Consider the following 17,985-nt stretch of genomic DNA (forward strand, 5'->3'; position numbering starts at 1 on the left):
TCTCCGCAGACCGTCGCGGGCTGTGCAAGGCGCTCAGTCTGGACTTGCGTGAGTTGCTGGATCTTCAGCGTCGGGCTGCCGGCGCTGTTGCGAAGGTCGCCGATTCTGAGGCGGACCGAGCGCAGCTCCCGGGCTCCACGATCCCGAACGGTGCGGAGCGGACGGCGCTGGAGTTGGCTGAACGGCGTTCCCGCGCTCGCATTCAGGCTCGTCTGAGCAGTACCCCTGATGACCGGCGGGACGACGTGGCTGCGTGGATGCTCGGCCAGTCCGGAGCGGTGGTCACCGTCCCGGCAGGCAGTGCGAGGGTCTTGGTGGCGCCGATGGGGGCGGGCAAGAGCGAGAAGGCCGAGCGCTGGTGGAACGAAGGCGCAACGCGTGCCGGGGCCGACAGCAGGGTCGCGGTGCCCGTGTGGCTGGATGCTCGCGACCTGGTGAAGCGCGGTCTCGAATCAGCTGTACGCGATGCCCTGGGCGCAGACCTCGAGCGTGAGTGCCGCATCGTGATCGACAATCTGGAGCTCGCGAGTCCCACGGAGGCCAGCGACGACCTGCTGGAGCAGGCCCGTCAACTCGTGGCGACCTGGCCCACCGTGAGCGTGCTGGCCACGACCCGGCCCGGGGTGGGCCGTGTTGAGCCGCACGAGCGTATCGACGTCGCACCATGGCCGCTCGAGCGGGGACTGGACCTGCTCCGCATCGTCGTGGGCGACGCGGCCTTCCGGGCCGTCAGAGAGTACGAAACGAGGCAGCTTCTGACGAGTCCGCTGCTGGTCCACGCGTTGGCCAGTCGGCTGTCTGACGGCGGCGACGTCAGGGTTTCCACTCAGGAACTCCTCGCGGGCCTGGCCGGCGCGGTTCTCCGTCGCAAGCGGCGGCCAGTCAGTCAAGAGGTGCGGAGCAGCCTGGCGCGGCTCGCCGCGTTGGTGCTGGACTCAGGAGGGCAGGTCAAAGCCTCCTCGTTCGGGCGCGAGTATGACCTCTGGGAGCTGGAGGAGACGGGCCTGGTCGTCCGGGACGGTGACCGGCTGCGGTTCGCTCTGCCGCTGTTCGAGCAGCACTTCGCCGCACAGGCACTCCAGGATGGTGTAGCGCGGCTTGAGGAGGCTGCGGATCCCGAGAGCTTCCCCCGCTGGCGATACGCATTCGCCTTCGCCGTGGACACCGCGGCTGTAGACGTAGGACCGGATCTTATGCTGCGGCTGGTTCGCGCCAACCCTGCCGCAGCGTCGTGGGTGCTCGACGAACTCTCTGGGCACACGAGACAGGCAGCCGCGGGGCGCAGGCGATGGGACCGTGATGGAGAGCCGGCGCTGGCTGCAGGGTGGTGGCTCAGGGATGCGGTGCTGGCCTGGATCGAAGGTCTCGGCAGCCTCGGTTCCCGGCTGGCCCGCGAGTACGACGGGGTGCTGGCGCCGTGGGGTGTCTGTCTTGACGGTGAATTCATGTGGGTGGCCGAAGGTCGCAGGGGAGTCCTGGATGCGGAACTCGTGGCTCGGCCGGAACTCCGGCGTGGGGGCGGGGCGCGATCGCAGTTCTGCAGCCGGGACGGCTTCCAGCTGCCGCAGGACGACCTGTCGAGGTGGGTCTGGGCACGGAACCGTCTGCGTAGAACCCTGTCCACCTGTGTCCGCCGGAGGGTGCTGCCCGTACCGCGGCTGTCCCCCCTTGCCACCGAGCGCATGTGGTTCCTCGCCCGCCGTGTGCTCTCGGACCAGCGGTTCCGAGACGATGCGCCGATTTCCGTCGAAGACCTCCGGCTGTCGGTGAACGCGATGATGGAGCACGCCGAGCACACCGAGTGGTCCAGCTGGAGGGTCGGGCGCGACACGATCGACACCGACGACGTCTTCTGGCTTCACACCGAACTCCAGCACACCGAAGAGGACGCCCTCACAGCACCACGCCCACCAGGCGACCGCAGAAGGGGCAGTGCTCAATATCTCTGGCAGGAGTACTCCCCAGAGCTGACCCTGTCCATCGCCACCGCCGTCCTGCGCGACGCGCTCACCGGCTACCGGCAACTCGTAGAAACCAACTTCCCCCGCTTCGGACACGCCCTGGGCCTCTACAGCAACCTGCCCGCACGCGCCAAAGGGCTCCTGATCCTGCCTGGCCCGGCCGCCCCCGCCGCCTGGCCACCGACCTTGGAATACACACTTCACGCCGACCCCGTGGCAACGCTGTCCGCCGAACCCACGGTGCACCTCGAACTGGTCGAGGAATCCGACGTGCCACCCAACCAGTGGATGGACCTGGCCGAAGACGAGGCCTCATCGGTTTTTCTCGTTCCTGGAGTCATCCAGCAGGAAGTCTCCGGAGACCACGAGCGAAAGGCGACAAACCTCGCCTACACCTGGCTCGCACGCGACCTCCACGCCGTCGGCTGGCTGGAGGACCCGCCGTACTTCGGCTAACGAGCTCGTGGCTCGATCGCTTTGCTTGTCCCCGCAGGGCCGAGAGGCCCCACCATCTTGGCTAGCAGCTCACATACCAGACGCGTGTCCCAGGGGCCCACATAGAGCCGCTGGTTGGTGAGGATAAGCAGACCGCCGACCAGTGCAAGCTCGGTTCCAGGAACGAGGGCCGACCCTCTCTTCACGCAGAGCACCACTTCATTCGGCTCTGGCGGCAAAGTGACCCACTGATCCATGCTCATAGCGGCCTCCCATCCACCCTCGGACTGGATACCGCAGACGTTATCCGTTGCTGGTTGATTCGTCAGATTCGGGAGAGTTATCGCCCAGGCCAGATTTTCCTTCCTCCTCACGGTGATCCTCATCGTCACGGTTGTCAGTTCCGACGAGTATCTGGAATGTAGGGTCATCTGCCAGTGGATGGAAAACCTCGCCAGGTCTCGACTCATCCTTCGCTCTGTCGCGGCTTTCGCTATCTGATTCGATGGCGGCGGCGAGCAGCCCGAGTGCTTCGATCCTCTTATCCTGACGCATGGAATTGCAGGCCGAGTTGTATAGGGCGCCGGCATAGGAAGGATCCACGAGGAGCGCCCTACGGTACAACTCATTCGCCTCTTTATATCTCGCTTGGAATTTTCCGCGTACGACGCCTGCTTGATCAAGTGGTGCGGGGTCTTCCGGTCGTAGCTCGGCAACTCTCAGGTACGCCTCAACTGCACTGTCGTACTTGCCGACATCTTTGAGTTGCTGGGCAAGAGCCACATATGCATTAGCGTCCAATCGCAGCCCAGTCTCTTCTTCGAACCTCTCTACCTTCTTACCCAATTCCTCAACCTTTTTCTTTTCTGGATCCTCGCCTTTCTGGGCAAAAATCAGCGTCTGGATCTTTCTTTGCAGTTCGTGAACCCCTGCGTCGGCGGAACTCAAGGCCGCAGCCATGCATAGCCTGGTGAGTAGATAGCCGACAAAGAATCCGGTTACGGTGTAGTAAGCAGTCAGGCCGATGGCGAATGCTTCGGTGCTCGGTACATTTCCGAGCGCCGGCTTGAGCCACCGACCTAGCGACTGAGCCGCTGCGGGTAGTTTTATCAATTGCACAAGACCTACGCCGACTAGTATCTTCGTCAACCAGTCAGATATCTGCTCCAAATTCGTATTGGATCGATAGAGCGACCACGAATAGAGGGAAAGGCGACGCCTTGCCGGTGGATCGTCCGTTTGTAATCCGGAAGCGGAGTCTTCAAATGTGCGCGGGAGTCCAAATATGAAACCGAGTAGCATGCCTATAGCGAATGCGGCTGCAGCAACTATGAGGGTTGCTCCGATTACGGCCCAGGCTGTAGTCCACTCGAATTGGCCCACGTAGGCCAAGATCGTAAGAACTCCCACGAGTACTGCCGCTATCGACCATCCGATGATTCGGCGGGACGCGCGTGTGTTCATACGGTCAGGTTTACTCGCCTTCCCTGCTGATGCAACCGGACCACTCGGGCTTCCCCGGCGGTATCCCTGCTTGCGCTGCAAAACCGATAACGCTGTCTTCGCGAAAGTAGGTGTTGCTTAGATAGTCCCTCAACTCAGGTGCCACCAGGCTCGTCCAGTTGAAGGGAGGGTGTCAAGGATGTGCGGCATCGCGCGCAGAGCCCCTTCTGCGCGTTGGTCTTCTGATGCGCCCACGGCATCGGCGGAGGAGCATGGGCAGGAGAAGGCGGTGCTGTCATGGCAGACGAGAACCGGTATCCCAACATCCCCGGGTGGGTGGTGGAGAGGGAATTGGGGCGGGGCGGCATGGGTGTGGTGTACGCCGCGGTGGACTCTACGAGCGGCGAGCGGCGTGCACTCAAGACCATCAACACCACGGTGGCCGAGCCCTCCTCGGAGGCGGTCGCGCTCTTCGAACGTGAGATCCGCGTTTCCATGGGACTGGTGCATCCGCACATCGTTCGGCTGGACACCTTCGGGCAGGCGGGCTCGCTGTGCTATCTCGTCATGGAGCTGTGCGACGCGGGTTCCCTGATGGACCGCGTGGAGGCGGACGGCCCGATGCCCGCCACGGAGGCGGTGCCGCTGTTCCTGGACGTGCTCGACGCCCTCTCCTACGCGCACACGTCGGGCGGGACCGTGCACCGCGACATCAAACCGCAGAACATTCTGCTGACCGGGAGCCCGGGCAGCGGAAAGACGGCCAAGGTCGCCGACTTCGGTCTAGCCAAGGCCTATCAGACTGCTGGCATCAGCGGGCTCACGCAGACCGGTACGGTCGCGGGCACACCCGCGTTCATGCCGCGAGCACAGGTCGTCAACTACAAGTACGCCAAACCGCCCGTCGACGTCTGGTCCACCGCCGCATCGCTCTATTACGTCCTGACAGGACACACCCCCCGCGACTTCGTCCCCGGTCGCAACCCTTGGCTCACGGTCACCGACTCCCCCGCCGTTCCGGTCTCGGACCGCGGCGTCCCGCTCCCGAAGGACCTCGCCGCAGTCCTCGACCGGGCGCTCAGCGACGAGCCGGACGAGATGTACCCCACGGCCGAGATGCTCGCCGAGGCGTTGGCGCGCCCCTGAGCCCGGAAGCGCAGGCCCGCCCATGACCACCGACTGGCAGCCCGGCACCACGGTGCTGAAGGAGTTCACCGTCGAACGGATCATCGGTGCGGGTGGCTTCGGCCAGGTGGCTCTCGTGCGCAGCCTGAGGTCCGGGGAACAATACGCGGCCAAGCGCCTGTACGGCGCCGACCTCGTACACCAGGGGCACATGATCGCCGAAGCACAGCGCTGGGTCGCCCTCCCCGCCCATCCGTACATCACCGAGTGCAGGTTCACCCGGACCGTGGGGGACCAGCTCGTCGTCTTCAGCGAGTTCGTCCCCGGCGGCTCTCTGGACGACCGCATCCGGTCCGGAGAGCTGTACTCCGACGACGACATGCTCACCCTGCGCCGGATTCTCACCGTCGCGACGCAGGTGGCCTACGGGCTCGACGCCGCTCACGCGACCGGGCTTCTCCATCTCGACGTCAAACCGGCCAATATTCTGTTCGACGCCGATGGCCTCGCGAAGATCACCGACTTCGGTCTCGCCGATGTACCGCAGGCAGGCCTGGAGGCGAAGCTCCAGATCGAGCAGGTCCTCGTTAAGGCATCGATCGGCGACCGGATGGTGCCCGAGTATGAGCACCTGCCGGGGCTGATGGCGCCGCAGGCTCGAGGGCACACCTCGGCCTACGCGTCCCCCGAGCAGAGCGACGGTCTGCCGGTCGGGCCGGCGGCGGACGTGTGGAGCTGGGCACTCACCGTGGTCGAAATGCTCGTCGGCGATCGGACGTGGCAGTCCGGGGCCGTCGCGATGCCGGTACTGCAAGCGGCTCGACGGGAGCGTCTCACCGACCGGTCCATCGCCATACCACCGCCTGTGGCCGAGCTGCTGGGGTCCTGCTTCCAGGAGGACCCGCAGGCTCGACCGGTCTCGCTGCGACAGCTGGCGGCCGGGTTGCGGAGCATCGCGGAGCGGGAGACGGGAGGCCCGTTGGCGGACGAGGTCCCTCCACGGCCCTCCCCCTGGTCCCCGGACCGGCAGACGCACGGACGCCGCTCGATGATCGGGGTGGAGAGGGAGGATCCCCGCGAGTTTCTCCGGTACGCGTACGCGGTCGCGGGCCTCGACGAACATGAGGCCGTCAGCTACTGGCCCACCCGTACCGGCGGCCGCAAGTCCCAGCTCCTGGAGGACCTGCGGGCCCTGAACGAGGTCTGGCGGGTCCTAGCGGAGATTCCCGACGGCGCCGATCCGGGCCCGCAGATCGTACGAGCGCGGTGTGCCGCCGCGCTGGGCGAGGTACAAGCCGACCTGGGTGATCTGGCCGATGCGATCGAGCGTTACCGCACTTCCGTGCGCATCCTTGAGGCTCTCGCCCCGGAGGAATCCCAAGGGCATCTGTCACCGGCGCTCAACTGCCTGGCGGTACTGCTCCGTCGAGATGGGTCCACCGAGGAATCCCTCCGGGTCTCCGACCGGGCCATCGAGGCCGCACGGCAGCAGAGCGACTCGACGGGGGCTGACAATGCACTCAGCGACGCGCTGCTGACCAAGGCCAACGCCTTGGCCGGCACGGGTGAGGCGGAAGCGCTGTACAGGGCGTCTGCCACAGCCGCCCAAGCGGCTGGTAACGACGAGGGGCAGGCCAAGGCCATCACAAACCTGGCTATCTGCATAGAGCAGAACGGCTCGCCCGACCGTGCCGCCGAGTTGTGGGACGACGCCGACCAAAGGCTGGCCCGCTTCGACGGACCCGAGCACCGGGACCTACAGGCGGTACGCGCCTCCCTCTGGTTCAACCGGGCTATTCTGACTTGCATTGGGCCGGATGCCGAACTCGGCCATGCGAGAAGGGCCGTGGAGCTCTACACACCCCTGATCCGCGCGCACGGGATGCACAACTACGCGGGGAATCTGGGCAGAGCGCTCCTCCTTGTTGGGCGATGCCATGAACTCAGAGGTCGCGTCCGGGAAGCCCTTACGGCCTACCGCGAGGCATCTGAGCAACTTGAGGCAGCCGTGCTCCGGGACGGCAAGTCGGAGCTCACGGAGTATCTCGCACAGTCCTACGACTATGAATCGGCTCTGGTCGGGCAGCTCAACAACCCGGAGCAGGCGGTCGAACCGGCACAGCGAGCGGTCGACATATGGCGCCACGTTACCGCGCTGGATGGTCTGGGTACCGGCGGTCAATCACTGGCCGAGGCGCTGTCCAAGCTTGCCGAAGCATTGCGGGACGCAGGCCGCCTCGACGAATCCGAGCAGCGGATCGCGGAAGGCCTGCGCGTCGTCGACGACCCGGAGTACTCCTGCGGCAGTCACGGCGACGTGACCAAGGCAAGGGTGTACCGGAACCGAGCAGTGGCACATCGCCGCCGTGGCCAATTCTACGAAGCCTTTCACTGGTGCCAGGCCGCGCTCGATGTCCTGGCACCAGCTGAAGGACACGACGTGGTACTGATGCGCATCCTTATCCGGCAGACCGTCACCGGCCTCTACAGGGACTGCGGGCTCCACCGTGCCGCCCTGGAGGAATGCGAGGCCACCATGTCGGAGACCGACGCATATGTCCGACAGGGCACCCTCCCCGCCTTCGAGTTGGCCGACGGCTTCCGCCGGCTGGCCGTTGTCCGGATACAGTTCGGCCTCGCGTATGACGCTGCGGCCGCCGCCCGCTCCTCACTGGCCACCTACGAACGGCTCATCGCAGACGGCCGCCTCGACCTCGCTTCCAATGCGGCCAACACGCGGAGGATCCTCGCCCTCGCCCTGATGCGGACCGGTGAACTCCGCAGTGCGGCATGGGAGCTGGAGGAGGGCGTCCACCACTTCCGAAACCTGCCTGCCACGGACGTGGCGTTGGCCAAGGATGCGCGGATGCGCTCCGGTCCGTCCGGTGAGCCCGCCGAGGAGTTGCCCTCCGGTGACGCTCCCCGTCCGGCCTGGGCAGCGCTACGTGACAGCATCGTCCAATCCCTCACGGACCTTCTTGCGCAGGTGCGCGCCACCCTCGATTCCGGCCCCGTCGAGGTGCCGGAGCTTCTGGCCCGATTCCGGAAGAGCTACTCCGACGCAGGGGAGATGGGCCGGAACGGCGAGGTGCAGGAAGCCAGCCATCAGCTGGAGGACACCGCCGGGCAGCTGACCTGGCTGGCCGCCACCTTCCCAGGCGATGAGGTGGAGCGGCTCCGCGCCGAGACCGGGCAGCTCCTGGGCCGGTACGCCATGCAATGCGGGCGCGGCGGGGCAGCAGAGCACGGATTCCGGATCGCCGTAGACAGCTACCGCAGGCTGAGGTCGGAGCGAGGACAACCGGAATACGTCGAGCGGTGGTTCGAGTCCTACATCGGCTGGGCCGCCGCACGCATCGTCGAGGGCGACGACGCCGGCGCGGAGGATGTGGTGCGCGAGATGCGACAGCACCTGCGGCACCTCCGGCCGAAGCAGACCCGGGCATGGGAACAGCGGGCGGACGACACCCTCAGGAAGCTCAGGGAGCATCCCGGCTGACCCGCCCGGCGGTGCCTCGGGGGGATGCCGGGCGGCCCGTCAGTAATCACTTGGGCTCGGTTCGCACGAGCTTGCCGGCCGCGCTCAGCATCCGGGCCAGGGACGTCGGGGCGGTGCGGCGCCTGCGCGGTGAGGTGGTGGCCGAGCGCTGGCCCCGGTGCCAGCCTGTAGCCGTCGAGGTAGTAGGCGACCTGGTCGGACCAGCCCCAGACGCCGTCGGTGCGGACCCCGTCGGCGTCGCCGAACCGTTCGGCTGCGCGGTACAAGCGGTGCGTGCGGTAGAGGTTGCCGGCGTCCTCGGTGTGCCGGGCCGCCTCCACCGGCCTTGCGGCGGCCTCCTCGAACAGGCCCCACTCCTGGTGCACGACGGCCCGGCCGCCGGATAGCCGAGTTCCTGGCGGCTGCGGCTCAGCTGGTCGCGGCGCCCGGCCTACGTCGTCGAGTCGGGGAGAGGCGGCGCAGCGTTCCAGTGCCTCCCGTTTGCGGAACTCGGTGTCGGCCAGCGGTACGGCGTCGCTCCCCGGCCCAGGAATAGGCGTACGGGGAACAGGTCCGGCAGAAGGGAGTCGGCGAGGTGGGCGAAGAACGCCGACCAGAGTGCGGCATCGCGTGCGGTGTATGCCCTTAACACGTCGGTCGTGAGGCCAACGGTCCAGCAGATCACCGGTGTCACGCAGCGGGAGACTCTTCCCGACGAGGCGGCACGCCGCGCGGACCAGATCGAACTGGTCGACCTGCCGCCCGAACTGCTGCGCCGGCGCATGCTGCACGGCGAGATCTATCCGTCGGACCGCATTGAGGCCGCCCTCACCCACTACTTTCGTGTCGGCAACCTCACCGCTCTGAGGGAGCTCGCCCTGCTGTGGCTCGCCGACCGCGTCGAGGAGGGCCTCCAGCGCTACCGCGCCGAGCACGGCCTCACCACCCCCTGGGAGACCCGCGAGCGCATCCTCTGAAACCCTTGGCCCGTTCTGGAGTCTGGGAAACGGCGTGCGATGCGCTCGAACATCGAGGACTCGGGCGGATGGAAGCGATACTGGTACGAACAGACGGGCGTTCCGCAGACGGCGCAGACTCGTCGATCGCCGTCGGGAATCGTGTCCCAGCTCCCGACCTTTCGCCAATGCTGTCGCCCGGCCGGTGCTCTTCAAGTCGTCATGCCGAGCATTCTCGCTCACAGAGATCCGCCCAGCACAGCCGTCCGAGCAAGACTCCGGCCGACCACAGACCGTAACCGCCTCTTGATCACCTTCACGGAATCCCGGCGCCCCGCGACCCCGATCCGGGGCTCGTATACCGCAGGACGGTCAGGCGCTGGCCGGGCGGCCGGAGGGTGGCCGGACCACACCGACCTGGCCGTCGAGATTCGGGGAGGCCAACCAGAGGTCGAAGGTGATCCCCCCGGCTGGTATGGCGCCCTCCCCCCACGGTGTGCGCAGCCAGAACACGGCCGTCTCGCCCGCCTCCACCCAGAGCGGCAGCCGCAGGGCACCGTCCGGTTCCACCGTCGCCCACTCCTTCCCAGGAGCGTCCGTGTCGCCGATCGATACACTGGCTGGCAGCTCGGCACCGCCCACCCTGATGGTCGCCGCACGCAACTCGAAGTCCTCGCGCACGGCGATCAGGTGGCGCACCATGAGCGCCTCGTACGGTGTTTCTCCCTCGCCGGTTATCTCCACGACGGTGCCACCGGCGGGAGGAAGCAGACCCACGAGGTCGGTGCTCCGCAGACTGCCCGGCGGCGCCAGATCGAGCAGCCACAGGCCGCCCGCCGCGTCACGGGCTGCCAGCCACGTCCCGTCCGGCGCGATCGCCAGGGTCTCGACGGCGCTGTCCAGTTCAACGGCGTGCACCGGCTTCGGCGAGGCGTCGTGCCACAGGAGCAGTCGCCCGTCCCGCCCGCCGGAGACCACCCACGGGCCAGCGCTCGCGACCGCCGTGACCGGTCCGTCGTGCCCCGGCCGCGCCTCGCCCGGGCGGGCGGAGTCGAGCGGGACTACGCACACGGTCCCGTCGGCCGAGCCGGTCACCATACGATCGCCGCCGGCCACCGTGACGGCCGTGACGGCGCTGGCACCAACGGTGATCGTCCGCGCGGCGGCAGCGGTGGCCGGGTCGAGGAGGAAAACGTTCCCGGCTGCCGTGCCGACGGCGACGCCGGCGCCCATGCCGAGCGCCGGTTCCAGCTCTGCCGCTCCGAGCGCGGTGACCCGCTCTGGGAGTTCTGTGACGGCTATGGGCGACCAGGCCAGGTCCGTGACACGCACCTCCGGTCCCGCTGAGGTCACGATCCGCCCACCCGCGAGCCGCACCAGCCGTTCCGGCAGCGGCTGGGCCGGCGACGGCAGGAGCCCCGCGCTTCCGAAGGCATCCACGTTCCAGAGCCCGCCCGAGTGGTCCAGCAGGATGACTTCGTCCCTATCGGGGGCGGCCGCCAGGGCGACCGGCTCCACAGACAGCCGGTGGGGGTCGCCGGCCACTCCGTGCCGGTCGAAGACCCCGAGCAGGTAGTCGAGGCCGACGAGTACGTCGGTCCCCCGGATGGCGAGGGCACCCAGCCCGGCCCGCACGTCCGACGGCGACGTCGGCAGGACCCGGCGCTCGACCGATCCGTCACCGCACAGCACGGCGTACGTGCCCCGGGCTGCGGTGACGGCTCGGATGCCGCCGGGGAAACCGCGGGCCACGTGCCAGGCCGGGCCACCCCTGGCCGACCACAGCCGCACGGTGCCGTCGGCGCTCCACGACAGGATCCCGCTGTCGGTCTCCAGACAGCCGGCCACGGCGTCCTCGTGCCCGGTGAGCACCAGTGGGTCGGTCCCCGTCAGCCCCCACACCCGCAGTGTGGTGTCGGCCGAGGCGGAGACCACTCGGCCGTCGGCGAGGACCGCCAACGCCAGCACCGGCCCCACGTGCCCGGCCCACCGGGCGATCGGCGAGCGGCGCCCGACGTCCCACCGGAGCACGTCGCCGTCGTCGCCACCGGAGACGAAGGTCCGCCGGTCGGGCAGGTAGGCGGCACAGCGGACGGCGCCGCGGTGGGCCGCGCAGATGCGGGCCCGGTCGCGTCCGGCGTCCCACAGCCTGATCGTGCCGTCCTCGCTCGCTGTCAGCAGCAGCTCGCCGTCGGAGGCCGCCGTGACCCGGGCACCGTGGCCGACGAGCAGGCGGCGCCGCCACCCGCCGGGTCCAGGGGTCCCGTCCCAGGTGTAGTGCCGCACCGTCCCCTCGGGGGTGGCGAGGACGACTGCCGACGGGAGCCGGGCCGCGAAGTCGACGACCCCGGGCCGGCCCGGAACAACGACCAGGCTGGGCAGGTCCAGGAGCATCGGCGGCTCTTTGCCCGTGACGACGAGCTCCTGGTCCGACCACGCCGCGAACGAACCGGCCGGGCCCGCCACGGCACCATTCACCGACCGTACCGGCAGCGGCACCGCGTCAGGCTCGTCCAGGGAACGGAGGTTGTCTGGCCCCAGCAGCGTGGTGAGGCCGTCTGGCGTCATGGCGCAGGCCAGGAAGGGGCCGTGCTCACGGCGGGTCAGCGTCGCCCCCCGCAGGGCTTCGTCGTCCAGGTGCCGGGTTACCCGCAGCGGCGTCCGGGCCAGCGCCTCCCAGAAGACGCCGTCGATCCACTCGCCGTCGGTGGTGTGCGCCCGCAGCCGGTCGTGCAGGCGGGCGGCGAACGCGGCCGGCGCCACCCGCGCGTTCGCCAGCGCGTGAACAGACTGACGAAGGCTTTCCACCCGGGGATCGCCGGTGCTCGCCACTACCGCCGCGAGATCGGCGGTCAGCGCGGCGGGATCGTCCGCATAACGCACCCGCAGGTAGCGCAGGCTGAGGCACAGCTCCATAGCGAGTCCCGGATCGGACGCCGCCAGGGCGTGCCGGACCGCCGTGGCCCGCCAGGTCGGCGTGGTGCGCTCGGTCCGCAGCGGGCGCCGATCCGGCTCCATGGAACGCCCCGGCTCCGGGGGCAGCGCGAGGCGGCGATGAGCGCGGCGCAGCTCGTCTCCGCCGCGGTCCAGCTCACGTAGCCGCTCGCTCACCGAGATGTCGGACAGCCGGATCACCCCGTCCGCGATAGGTGGATCTACCAGGCGTTCGGCGACGAACTGGTCCATGAGCTGCTGCCATGGACCGGTGGCCCGGTCGCTGCGCACGGCGTCGGCGCAGTCGGCCCACGTGTTCCGGCCGTCGGCGGCGACCACCAGGTACAGCCAGTTCAGCCAGGGCACGCCGGTACCCCGCGGCGACGGCTGTTCCAGCACCTGCTGCCAGCGGGTCGTCAGGGACGGCGGCACGGCCTCGACGGCGGCCGTTCCTGGCGGCTGTCGCAGCGCCCAGGCGATCAGCCCCGCCAACCGGCCCGGCAGTCCGTTGGTGAGCGTGACGAGGTCGTCGTCCGGGACGGCGCCGCCGAACGCCTTCACCAGACCGGTCCGGTCGCGTGCCAGCATGGCAGTGCAGACCTCGTAGTCGCTCTCCCGGCTGCCGGTGATGTTCCGCCACCGCAGGCCCCGCGACGCCCGGCCCCGGCGGAATCCGGGCGGGACGTCCGACCGTACGCTGACCGCGTACCGCACGCCCTCGGGCGGCCGGACCGGCAGGGGCGGTGGCGGCTCCAGGTCGGCGAGGTCGTCCCCGGGGGTGTGACAGCCGTCGATCAGGATCACGAGTGGACGGACGTCGAACGCGTCAGCTTCGGCCAGCTCCCGTAGCCGCCTTCCCAGGAGGAGCTGGGGAGAGCGCTCCGCCGCGCTGGCCTCGCCCGTGGACTGGATCGTGCCCTCGGCTGCGGTGGTGGGGAGGCGCCGGTATTCGGCCGTCAGTTGGGCCAGCAGCGACTCGGCAACCACGTCGGGGTCGTCGCGTTCGGGCGGCCCGGAGCCGTAGAAGTGCTCGATGACGGCGACACCGCGCCTGGGCAGCTCGTCGGCGGCGGCGACGAGCAGCACCGACTTGCCCATGCCCTGCGGTCCGTGCACCACGACCCAGCCGCCGTCCAGGGGTGGGTCCGCCAGGGCCTCGCGCAATCGGTCCAGCTCCTCCCGGCGCTCGAGGCAGGGGCGGAGGGCGACCTTCACCGCGTCATGCCGCAGTCCGCCGCGGTCGAACCGGGACTCCCGCTCCTCCTGCCGGTGCAGCCGGAACGCTAGGCCGGAGAGGGCGACCAGGGTGACGCTGTCGGTTCCGGTCTCGACCTGGATGGGCTCGTCGGGGCGCACGGCTACCTGGAGGCTCACCGCCCGCTCGCCGTCCTGCCAGCGCACTTCGACGACCAACGGGTCGGTTTCCGGTATCCCGTCCAGCAGTATCGCCTGCGGGCCGGGATCGCCGCCCAGCACCACGGCCCCGTCCAGCAACTGGACGGACAAGGTCGTATTTGGGAGGGACCGGAGGTGCCAGGGCAGCCAGGCCTCGGCCTCCGCCGCGGTCAGGTCGGTCACCTGCTCGGCGCGGCCGTCGAGGCGGGCTCCGGCGGCCACCTTGGCGACGCGCGGCACTTGCGTGCGGGCGAGGTCCGACGGGAGGCGCCCGACGGCGCCGAGCAGCCAGCGGGCCACACCCGCCGCGGGGTCGTGCTCTCCGTTCAGCTCCTCCAGGCCGGCGAGCAGGAGCTGTTCAATGGCCTCGCGGGCACCCGGGGGCCGGGCGGTGTCCAGGTAGTGCACCTGCTCCTCCAGCCGCACCGACCAGTGAGCGCCCTGGTGGGCGGACCGGATGAGCTCCCAGGCGTCGTGCAGCAGCCGTGCGTGTCCGGGAGCCGACAGCTCACGGCGCAGCACCTCGGCCACCGGCGGTTCTAGCACGATGGCGGTCACGTCCCGGGCCGACAGCAGGTCGCTGAACCACAGGTCAGCCTCGGCGGCGACGTCCGCGTGCGGCAGCAGCAGCCGCAGGTTGCGCAGCAGCGGCGGCTCCACGCGCACCGCGAGCGAGCAGGCTTGGGCGAGCTCGGCCGCCGCCGGGTGGGCCTGACGAAACAGGGCGACGCGGGCGGCGGCCTTCACAGCGGGCTCCGGGCGAGGCCCGCCGCCCGCTTGGCCGCCCGGCGGGCCTGCCCCACGGCCGTCACCAGGTCCCAGGTGACGATCGCGAGCCGGCGGTCCGCCCAGGCTGGCCACCGCTCCGGTGGACAGGGGACGAGGAGGACCAGCGGGCAGCCGGCGCCGTGGACGGTCCGCACGAACGCGGCCCAGTCCTTGGGCCGGGCCGGGGAGGTGCCGGTGGCAGCTGCCGCCGTGCCGAGGTCGGTGGCCACCAGCACGGCGCACGGGGTGACCGGGGGCTCGTATGCGCGGTCAGTCATCCCGCCGTCCAAATCGCGGACCACGGTCGGCCGACCGGCGAAGCGCAGTGCGGTCACCGCGTCCTGGCCGATGACGCTTCTCGACGCCAGGACGAGCAGGCGCAGGTCCCGCAGGAAGGGCCGCATGGACGGGCCCATGTCCAGCAGGAGGTGCAGGCCGGCCCGGGTCGTCCGGGCTGTGGCACGCGGGACGTCCTGGATTGGCCGACGGGTGGCGAGCAGCTCGATCAGGTGCCCGACGTCGATGTCCGGGCCCGGACGGGCGGCCCGGGCGAGCTCCGCGACGATAGCGCGCTGGTAGTCGGCGCGGAACAGGGACGGCGCGGTCGGGCCGGGCCTGCCGGGCGGCTGCGGAAGCAGCTCGTGCACGGGCAGCCGGGCCCGCCGGGGCGGGCCGGACGCGACGGTCAGCCGCTCGACCCAGACGTCCGGGTGGGGCGGGCGCGGGTCGTTTCCGGCAGGCCGTACCCGGTAGCCGAGCTGCTCGCGGTCCACCTCGGGTGCCGGGGGCGGTCCGGCCAGCGGGGTGGCCGGGACCAGGGGCGCGGGGGCGGGCGCCGTCGGCGCGGCCGGGCCCGGTTCGGCGGGCGGCCACAGCAGGCGGGCGGCGCGGGCCAGGATCTCCGGCGCCGGGCGCAGAACGCCCGCGACGCGGATCAGGTCGCCGAGGGAGACCGGCGGCCGTCGGCCAGCATGCCGGTCCCAGCCGGTCGGTACGGCGGCTGTCGTGGCGGGCGTGGTGGTGTTCACCGCAGCTCCGGTTCAGGCTTGAGGGCGGACGCCTGGATGACGCTCGGCCAGAGTTCGTGCCCTGGAACGATGTCGAGCTTGACGGCCGCTGCGATGGCGTCCAGGAACTCGGCTGTGCTTACCTCGACGCCGCCCTCACCGCCCGCCGCAGGTACGCCGAACGACTGGAGGATGTCGTCGTAGAGTGCGTCCGTCCTGGGGCCGAAGTGCGCCTCGGCGATGTCAAGGAGGCGGTACCGCCCCGGTGGTTGCAGCACTAACACCACGCACCGGCGGAGGAAAGCCTTGGGGAGTTCGCGCTCCTCGTTGGTCGTCAGCACGACCAGCGGTGCCGTGCTCGCCTCGACGACTGGCCCGTCCTCCCGCTGGAACTGGTACGAACCGAGGGATTCGAGCAGGTCGTTGGGTACGTCCGGATCGGCCTTATCGATCTCGTCGAGCAGGACGACGGCCTTGGGCCCGCCGCCGGTGCCCTGGTTGGGGTCCGTCAGCGGGGGTCGGGTCTCTCCCTCGGGGAGCCCGCGGCGGGCCGCCGTCTCCGGTTCGAACGCCCACCAGAGCGCGCCGGGCACGACGTAGTGGGACCGCGGCGCCGCCGTGCCCGCCGACGCGTCGCTCAGCCGGGCTACCTCGTCCACGGTCCACTTCAGGTCCCGCGCCTGGGTGCGGGAGGAGATGGTCATGCTGTAGAAGCGCCGCCCCAACTGGTCGGCCACGTTGGGCGCAAGTCTCGACTTGCCGCGCCCAGGCAGGCCGCGGACGAGCAGGGGGCGGCCGGTGGCCAGGGCGACGTTGACCGCGAGCACGATCTCCTCGTCGTAGACGTAGACGTTGGATTCGCCGGTCGTGCGGTCGCCGATGCGCTGACCGGTCGCCGGCGCGGGCGGCTTCAGTGGCGGGTCAAAAATGCGGTCGTAGTGCGGGCGTTCGTTCACCGTCCCGCCACCTCCTCCAACTGGCGCTCGATCGCCGTGTACGTCGCCACCGCCTCCTCCTCGTTCTCGGCGTCCAGTGCGGCCGGGACGGACAGGAGCAGGGGCGATCCGGCGATTCCCCGGGACAGCTGCCGGGAGGAGATCGCGAACAGGACGGCGGGGAACGCCGCCTTCAGCCGCTCCAGGAGGTCTTCGTCCAGCTCGCCGGTCTCGGCAGGCAGCACCAGGAGGAGCTCTCTGGCTTGACGGAGAGCGGCGTTCCGGCTCCGCTCCGTCTGCCACCCGCGCCGGACCTCGTCCTCATTCTCCCAGGGGAGGCCGGCGTTCGCCAGCAGCTCCGCCCGGATCGAATGGAGCAGCCCCGCCGGCAACCCCGTCTCGGGGTCGGTCTCGGCGTCCAGGGCTTTGACCGCGACCGTGTGCCAGTCGGGCTTGAGGGCGGCGCGGCCCACGTACATCTCGACGGTCCGCACGGTGGCGCAGTCGATGTGCACCACGTGAGGGCGGGGGAACTCGCGCTCGGCAGCCAGCAGCGCCGCACCGTCCGGGGCGACCCACGGCTTGTCCCGGACCGAGGACCAGCAGGCTGTGGCGCGCAGCAGATAGACGGCCTGGCGGTGTTCGTGCTGTGCCTCCGCCAGTGCCCGCAGGGCCCGGCGCAGATCGTCCAGCGAGATGCCCAGCAACTCCAAGGCGAGGTCATTGATGTCGACCTGGCCCACCGGCTCGACCCGCAGGACCTTCAGCATGCTCCTGCGCGGTTGTTCCGTGATCGCGTCGAGTTCGTTCAGGACGGCCTGGAGGACCCAGCCGAGCCGGCGACGGTGAGCCTCCAGGCTGGCCTGCTCGTCGGCGGGCGCGGCGGCCTGGTTCTTCGCCGGTAGCTCGAACTCCGCGAGCTTGGCGAAGACAGTCGTCATCGGGACGATCACGGCGCCCAAGTTCGTTGTCTTGTCCCGGGTCATCTTGACGATTCCGACGACCTTGCCGCTGTCGAGGTGCACCACCCCCGCCCCGCTCGCCCCTGGCTGTACCTGGCCGTCTTGCGTCTTGTACAGGAGGGGATCCGCGTCCTCGCCCCCACGCTGTCCGTCGAATTTCATGGACATCGTGTCCCACATCGGCCGACCCGCGATGGACGGCCAGCCACTCGCGTACAGATCGTCGCGGTTGCCCGGTTCGCGGTCCTCCAACTCCACGCACGTATGCTGGGGCAGGGGCTCGGCCGGTGTTCCGACCTTGAGCAGGGCGATGTCGGGGAAGGTGTACAGCTTGATACCGTCACGGTCGGGAAGCCGTTGCAGTACCTCGGCGGGGTACTCCACCCCCCGGTACACCACGGTCGGAGTTCCCATGGGGGGGACGACGTGCGCGCAGGTCAGCACCCAGTCCGCGGTGACGAGGATCCCGGTGCCGTGCTCGATCACCTTGCCACTGGCGTCCTTGGTCTCGATGCGCACCGTGGCCGCGTCCAGTGCCCCACGGTGGCGTTGGCGATAGCCGGACATGACGCTGGTTGGGGGGCGG

Annotated in this window: 8 protein-coding genes and 1 pseudogene; 4 read left to right on the forward strand and 5 right to left on the reverse strand. The window is 69.5% G+C overall.

What is annotated here, in order from left to right; genetic code table 11:
* The first annotated feature begins 44 nt into the window (after nucleotides 1-44).
* A complete protein-coding gene (locus ACFY04_RS15920) occupies nucleotides 45-2,417 on the forward strand; it encodes a hypothetical protein (protein WP_389117054.1) in 2,373 nt (790 codons plus the stop codon).
* 282 nt (nucleotides 2,418-2,699) lie between these two features.
* Here ACFY04_RS15920 and ACFY04_RS15925 read toward each other — a convergent pair whose 3' ends face one another.
* Entirely contained in the window at nucleotides 2,700-3,860 is a 1,161-nt protein-coding gene (locus tag ACFY04_RS15925; protein WP_389117055.1) for a tetratricopeptide repeat protein, read from the reverse strand.
* 276 nt (nucleotides 3,861-4,136) lie between these two features.
* On the opposite strand from ACFY04_RS15925, the gene ACFY04_RS15930 reads away from it, so the two are divergent.
* The 3 genes and pseudogenes from ACFY04_RS15930 to ACFY04_RS15940 form a co-directional block, all read left to right on the forward strand.
* Nucleotides 4,137-4,985 carry a serine/threonine-protein kinase gene (locus tag ACFY04_RS15930; protein WP_389117056.1) on the forward strand — a complete coding sequence of 283 codons (849 nt, stop codon included), beginning with the start codon at nucleotides 4,137-4,139 and terminating at the stop codon, nucleotides 4,983-4,985.
* A 22-nt stretch (nucleotides 4,986-5,007) separates the two neighbouring features.
* Nucleotides 5,008-8,463, forward strand: coding sequence for a protein kinase (locus tag ACFY04_RS15935; RefSeq protein ID WP_389117058.1), 3,456 nt, complete (start codon nucleotides 5,008-5,010; stop codon nucleotides 8,461-8,463).
* Nucleotides 8,464-9,113: 650 nt separating this feature from the next.
* Nucleotides 9,114-9,416: pseudogene (locus tag ACFY04_RS15940) on the forward strand (sensor histidine kinase KdpD); the annotation flags it as partial.
* A gap of 354 nt (nucleotides 9,417-9,770) precedes the next feature.
* Here ACFY04_RS15940 and ACFY04_RS15945 read toward each other — a convergent pair.
* Genes ACFY04_RS15945 through ACFY04_RS15960 form a run of 4 tightly spaced genes read right to left on the reverse strand, consistent with a single transcriptional unit; the run spans nucleotide 9,771 to nucleotide 17,966 of the window.
* The gene (locus tag ACFY04_RS15945; protein ID WP_389117060.1) at nucleotides 9,771-14,474 is read right to left on the reverse strand and encodes an AAA family ATPase; all 4,704 of its coding nucleotides are present in this window, start codon (nucleotides 14,472-14,474) and stop codon (nucleotides 9,771-9,773) included.
* A complete protein-coding gene (locus ACFY04_RS15950; protein WP_389117062.1) occupies nucleotides 14,471-15,523 on the reverse strand; it encodes a hypothetical protein in 1,053 nt (350 codons plus the stop codon). Before ACFY04_RS15950 ends, ACFY04_RS15945 begins: the two co-directional genes overlap by 4 nt.
* Entirely contained in the window at nucleotides 15,520-16,458 is a 939-nt protein-coding gene (locus ACFY04_RS15955) for an AAA family ATPase (RefSeq protein ID WP_389117063.1), read from the reverse strand. The genes ACFY04_RS15950 and ACFY04_RS15955 overlap by 4 nt, the downstream gene beginning before the upstream one ends.
* Nucleotides 16,455-17,966: a serine protease gene (locus tag ACFY04_RS15960; RefSeq protein WP_389117064.1), complete on the reverse strand. Its 1,512-nt coding sequence runs from the start codon at nucleotides 17,964-17,966 to the stop codon at nucleotides 16,455-16,457. The genes ACFY04_RS15955 and ACFY04_RS15960 overlap by 4 nt, the downstream gene beginning before the upstream one ends.
* Nucleotides 17,967-17,985: the final 19 nt, after the last annotated feature.

This window comes from Streptomyces sp. NPDC001549 (assembly GCF_042894025.1).
In the GTDB taxonomy this organism is placed as follows: Bacteria; Actinomycetota; Actinomycetes; order Streptomycetales; family Streptomycetaceae; genus Streptomyces; species Streptomyces kutzneri.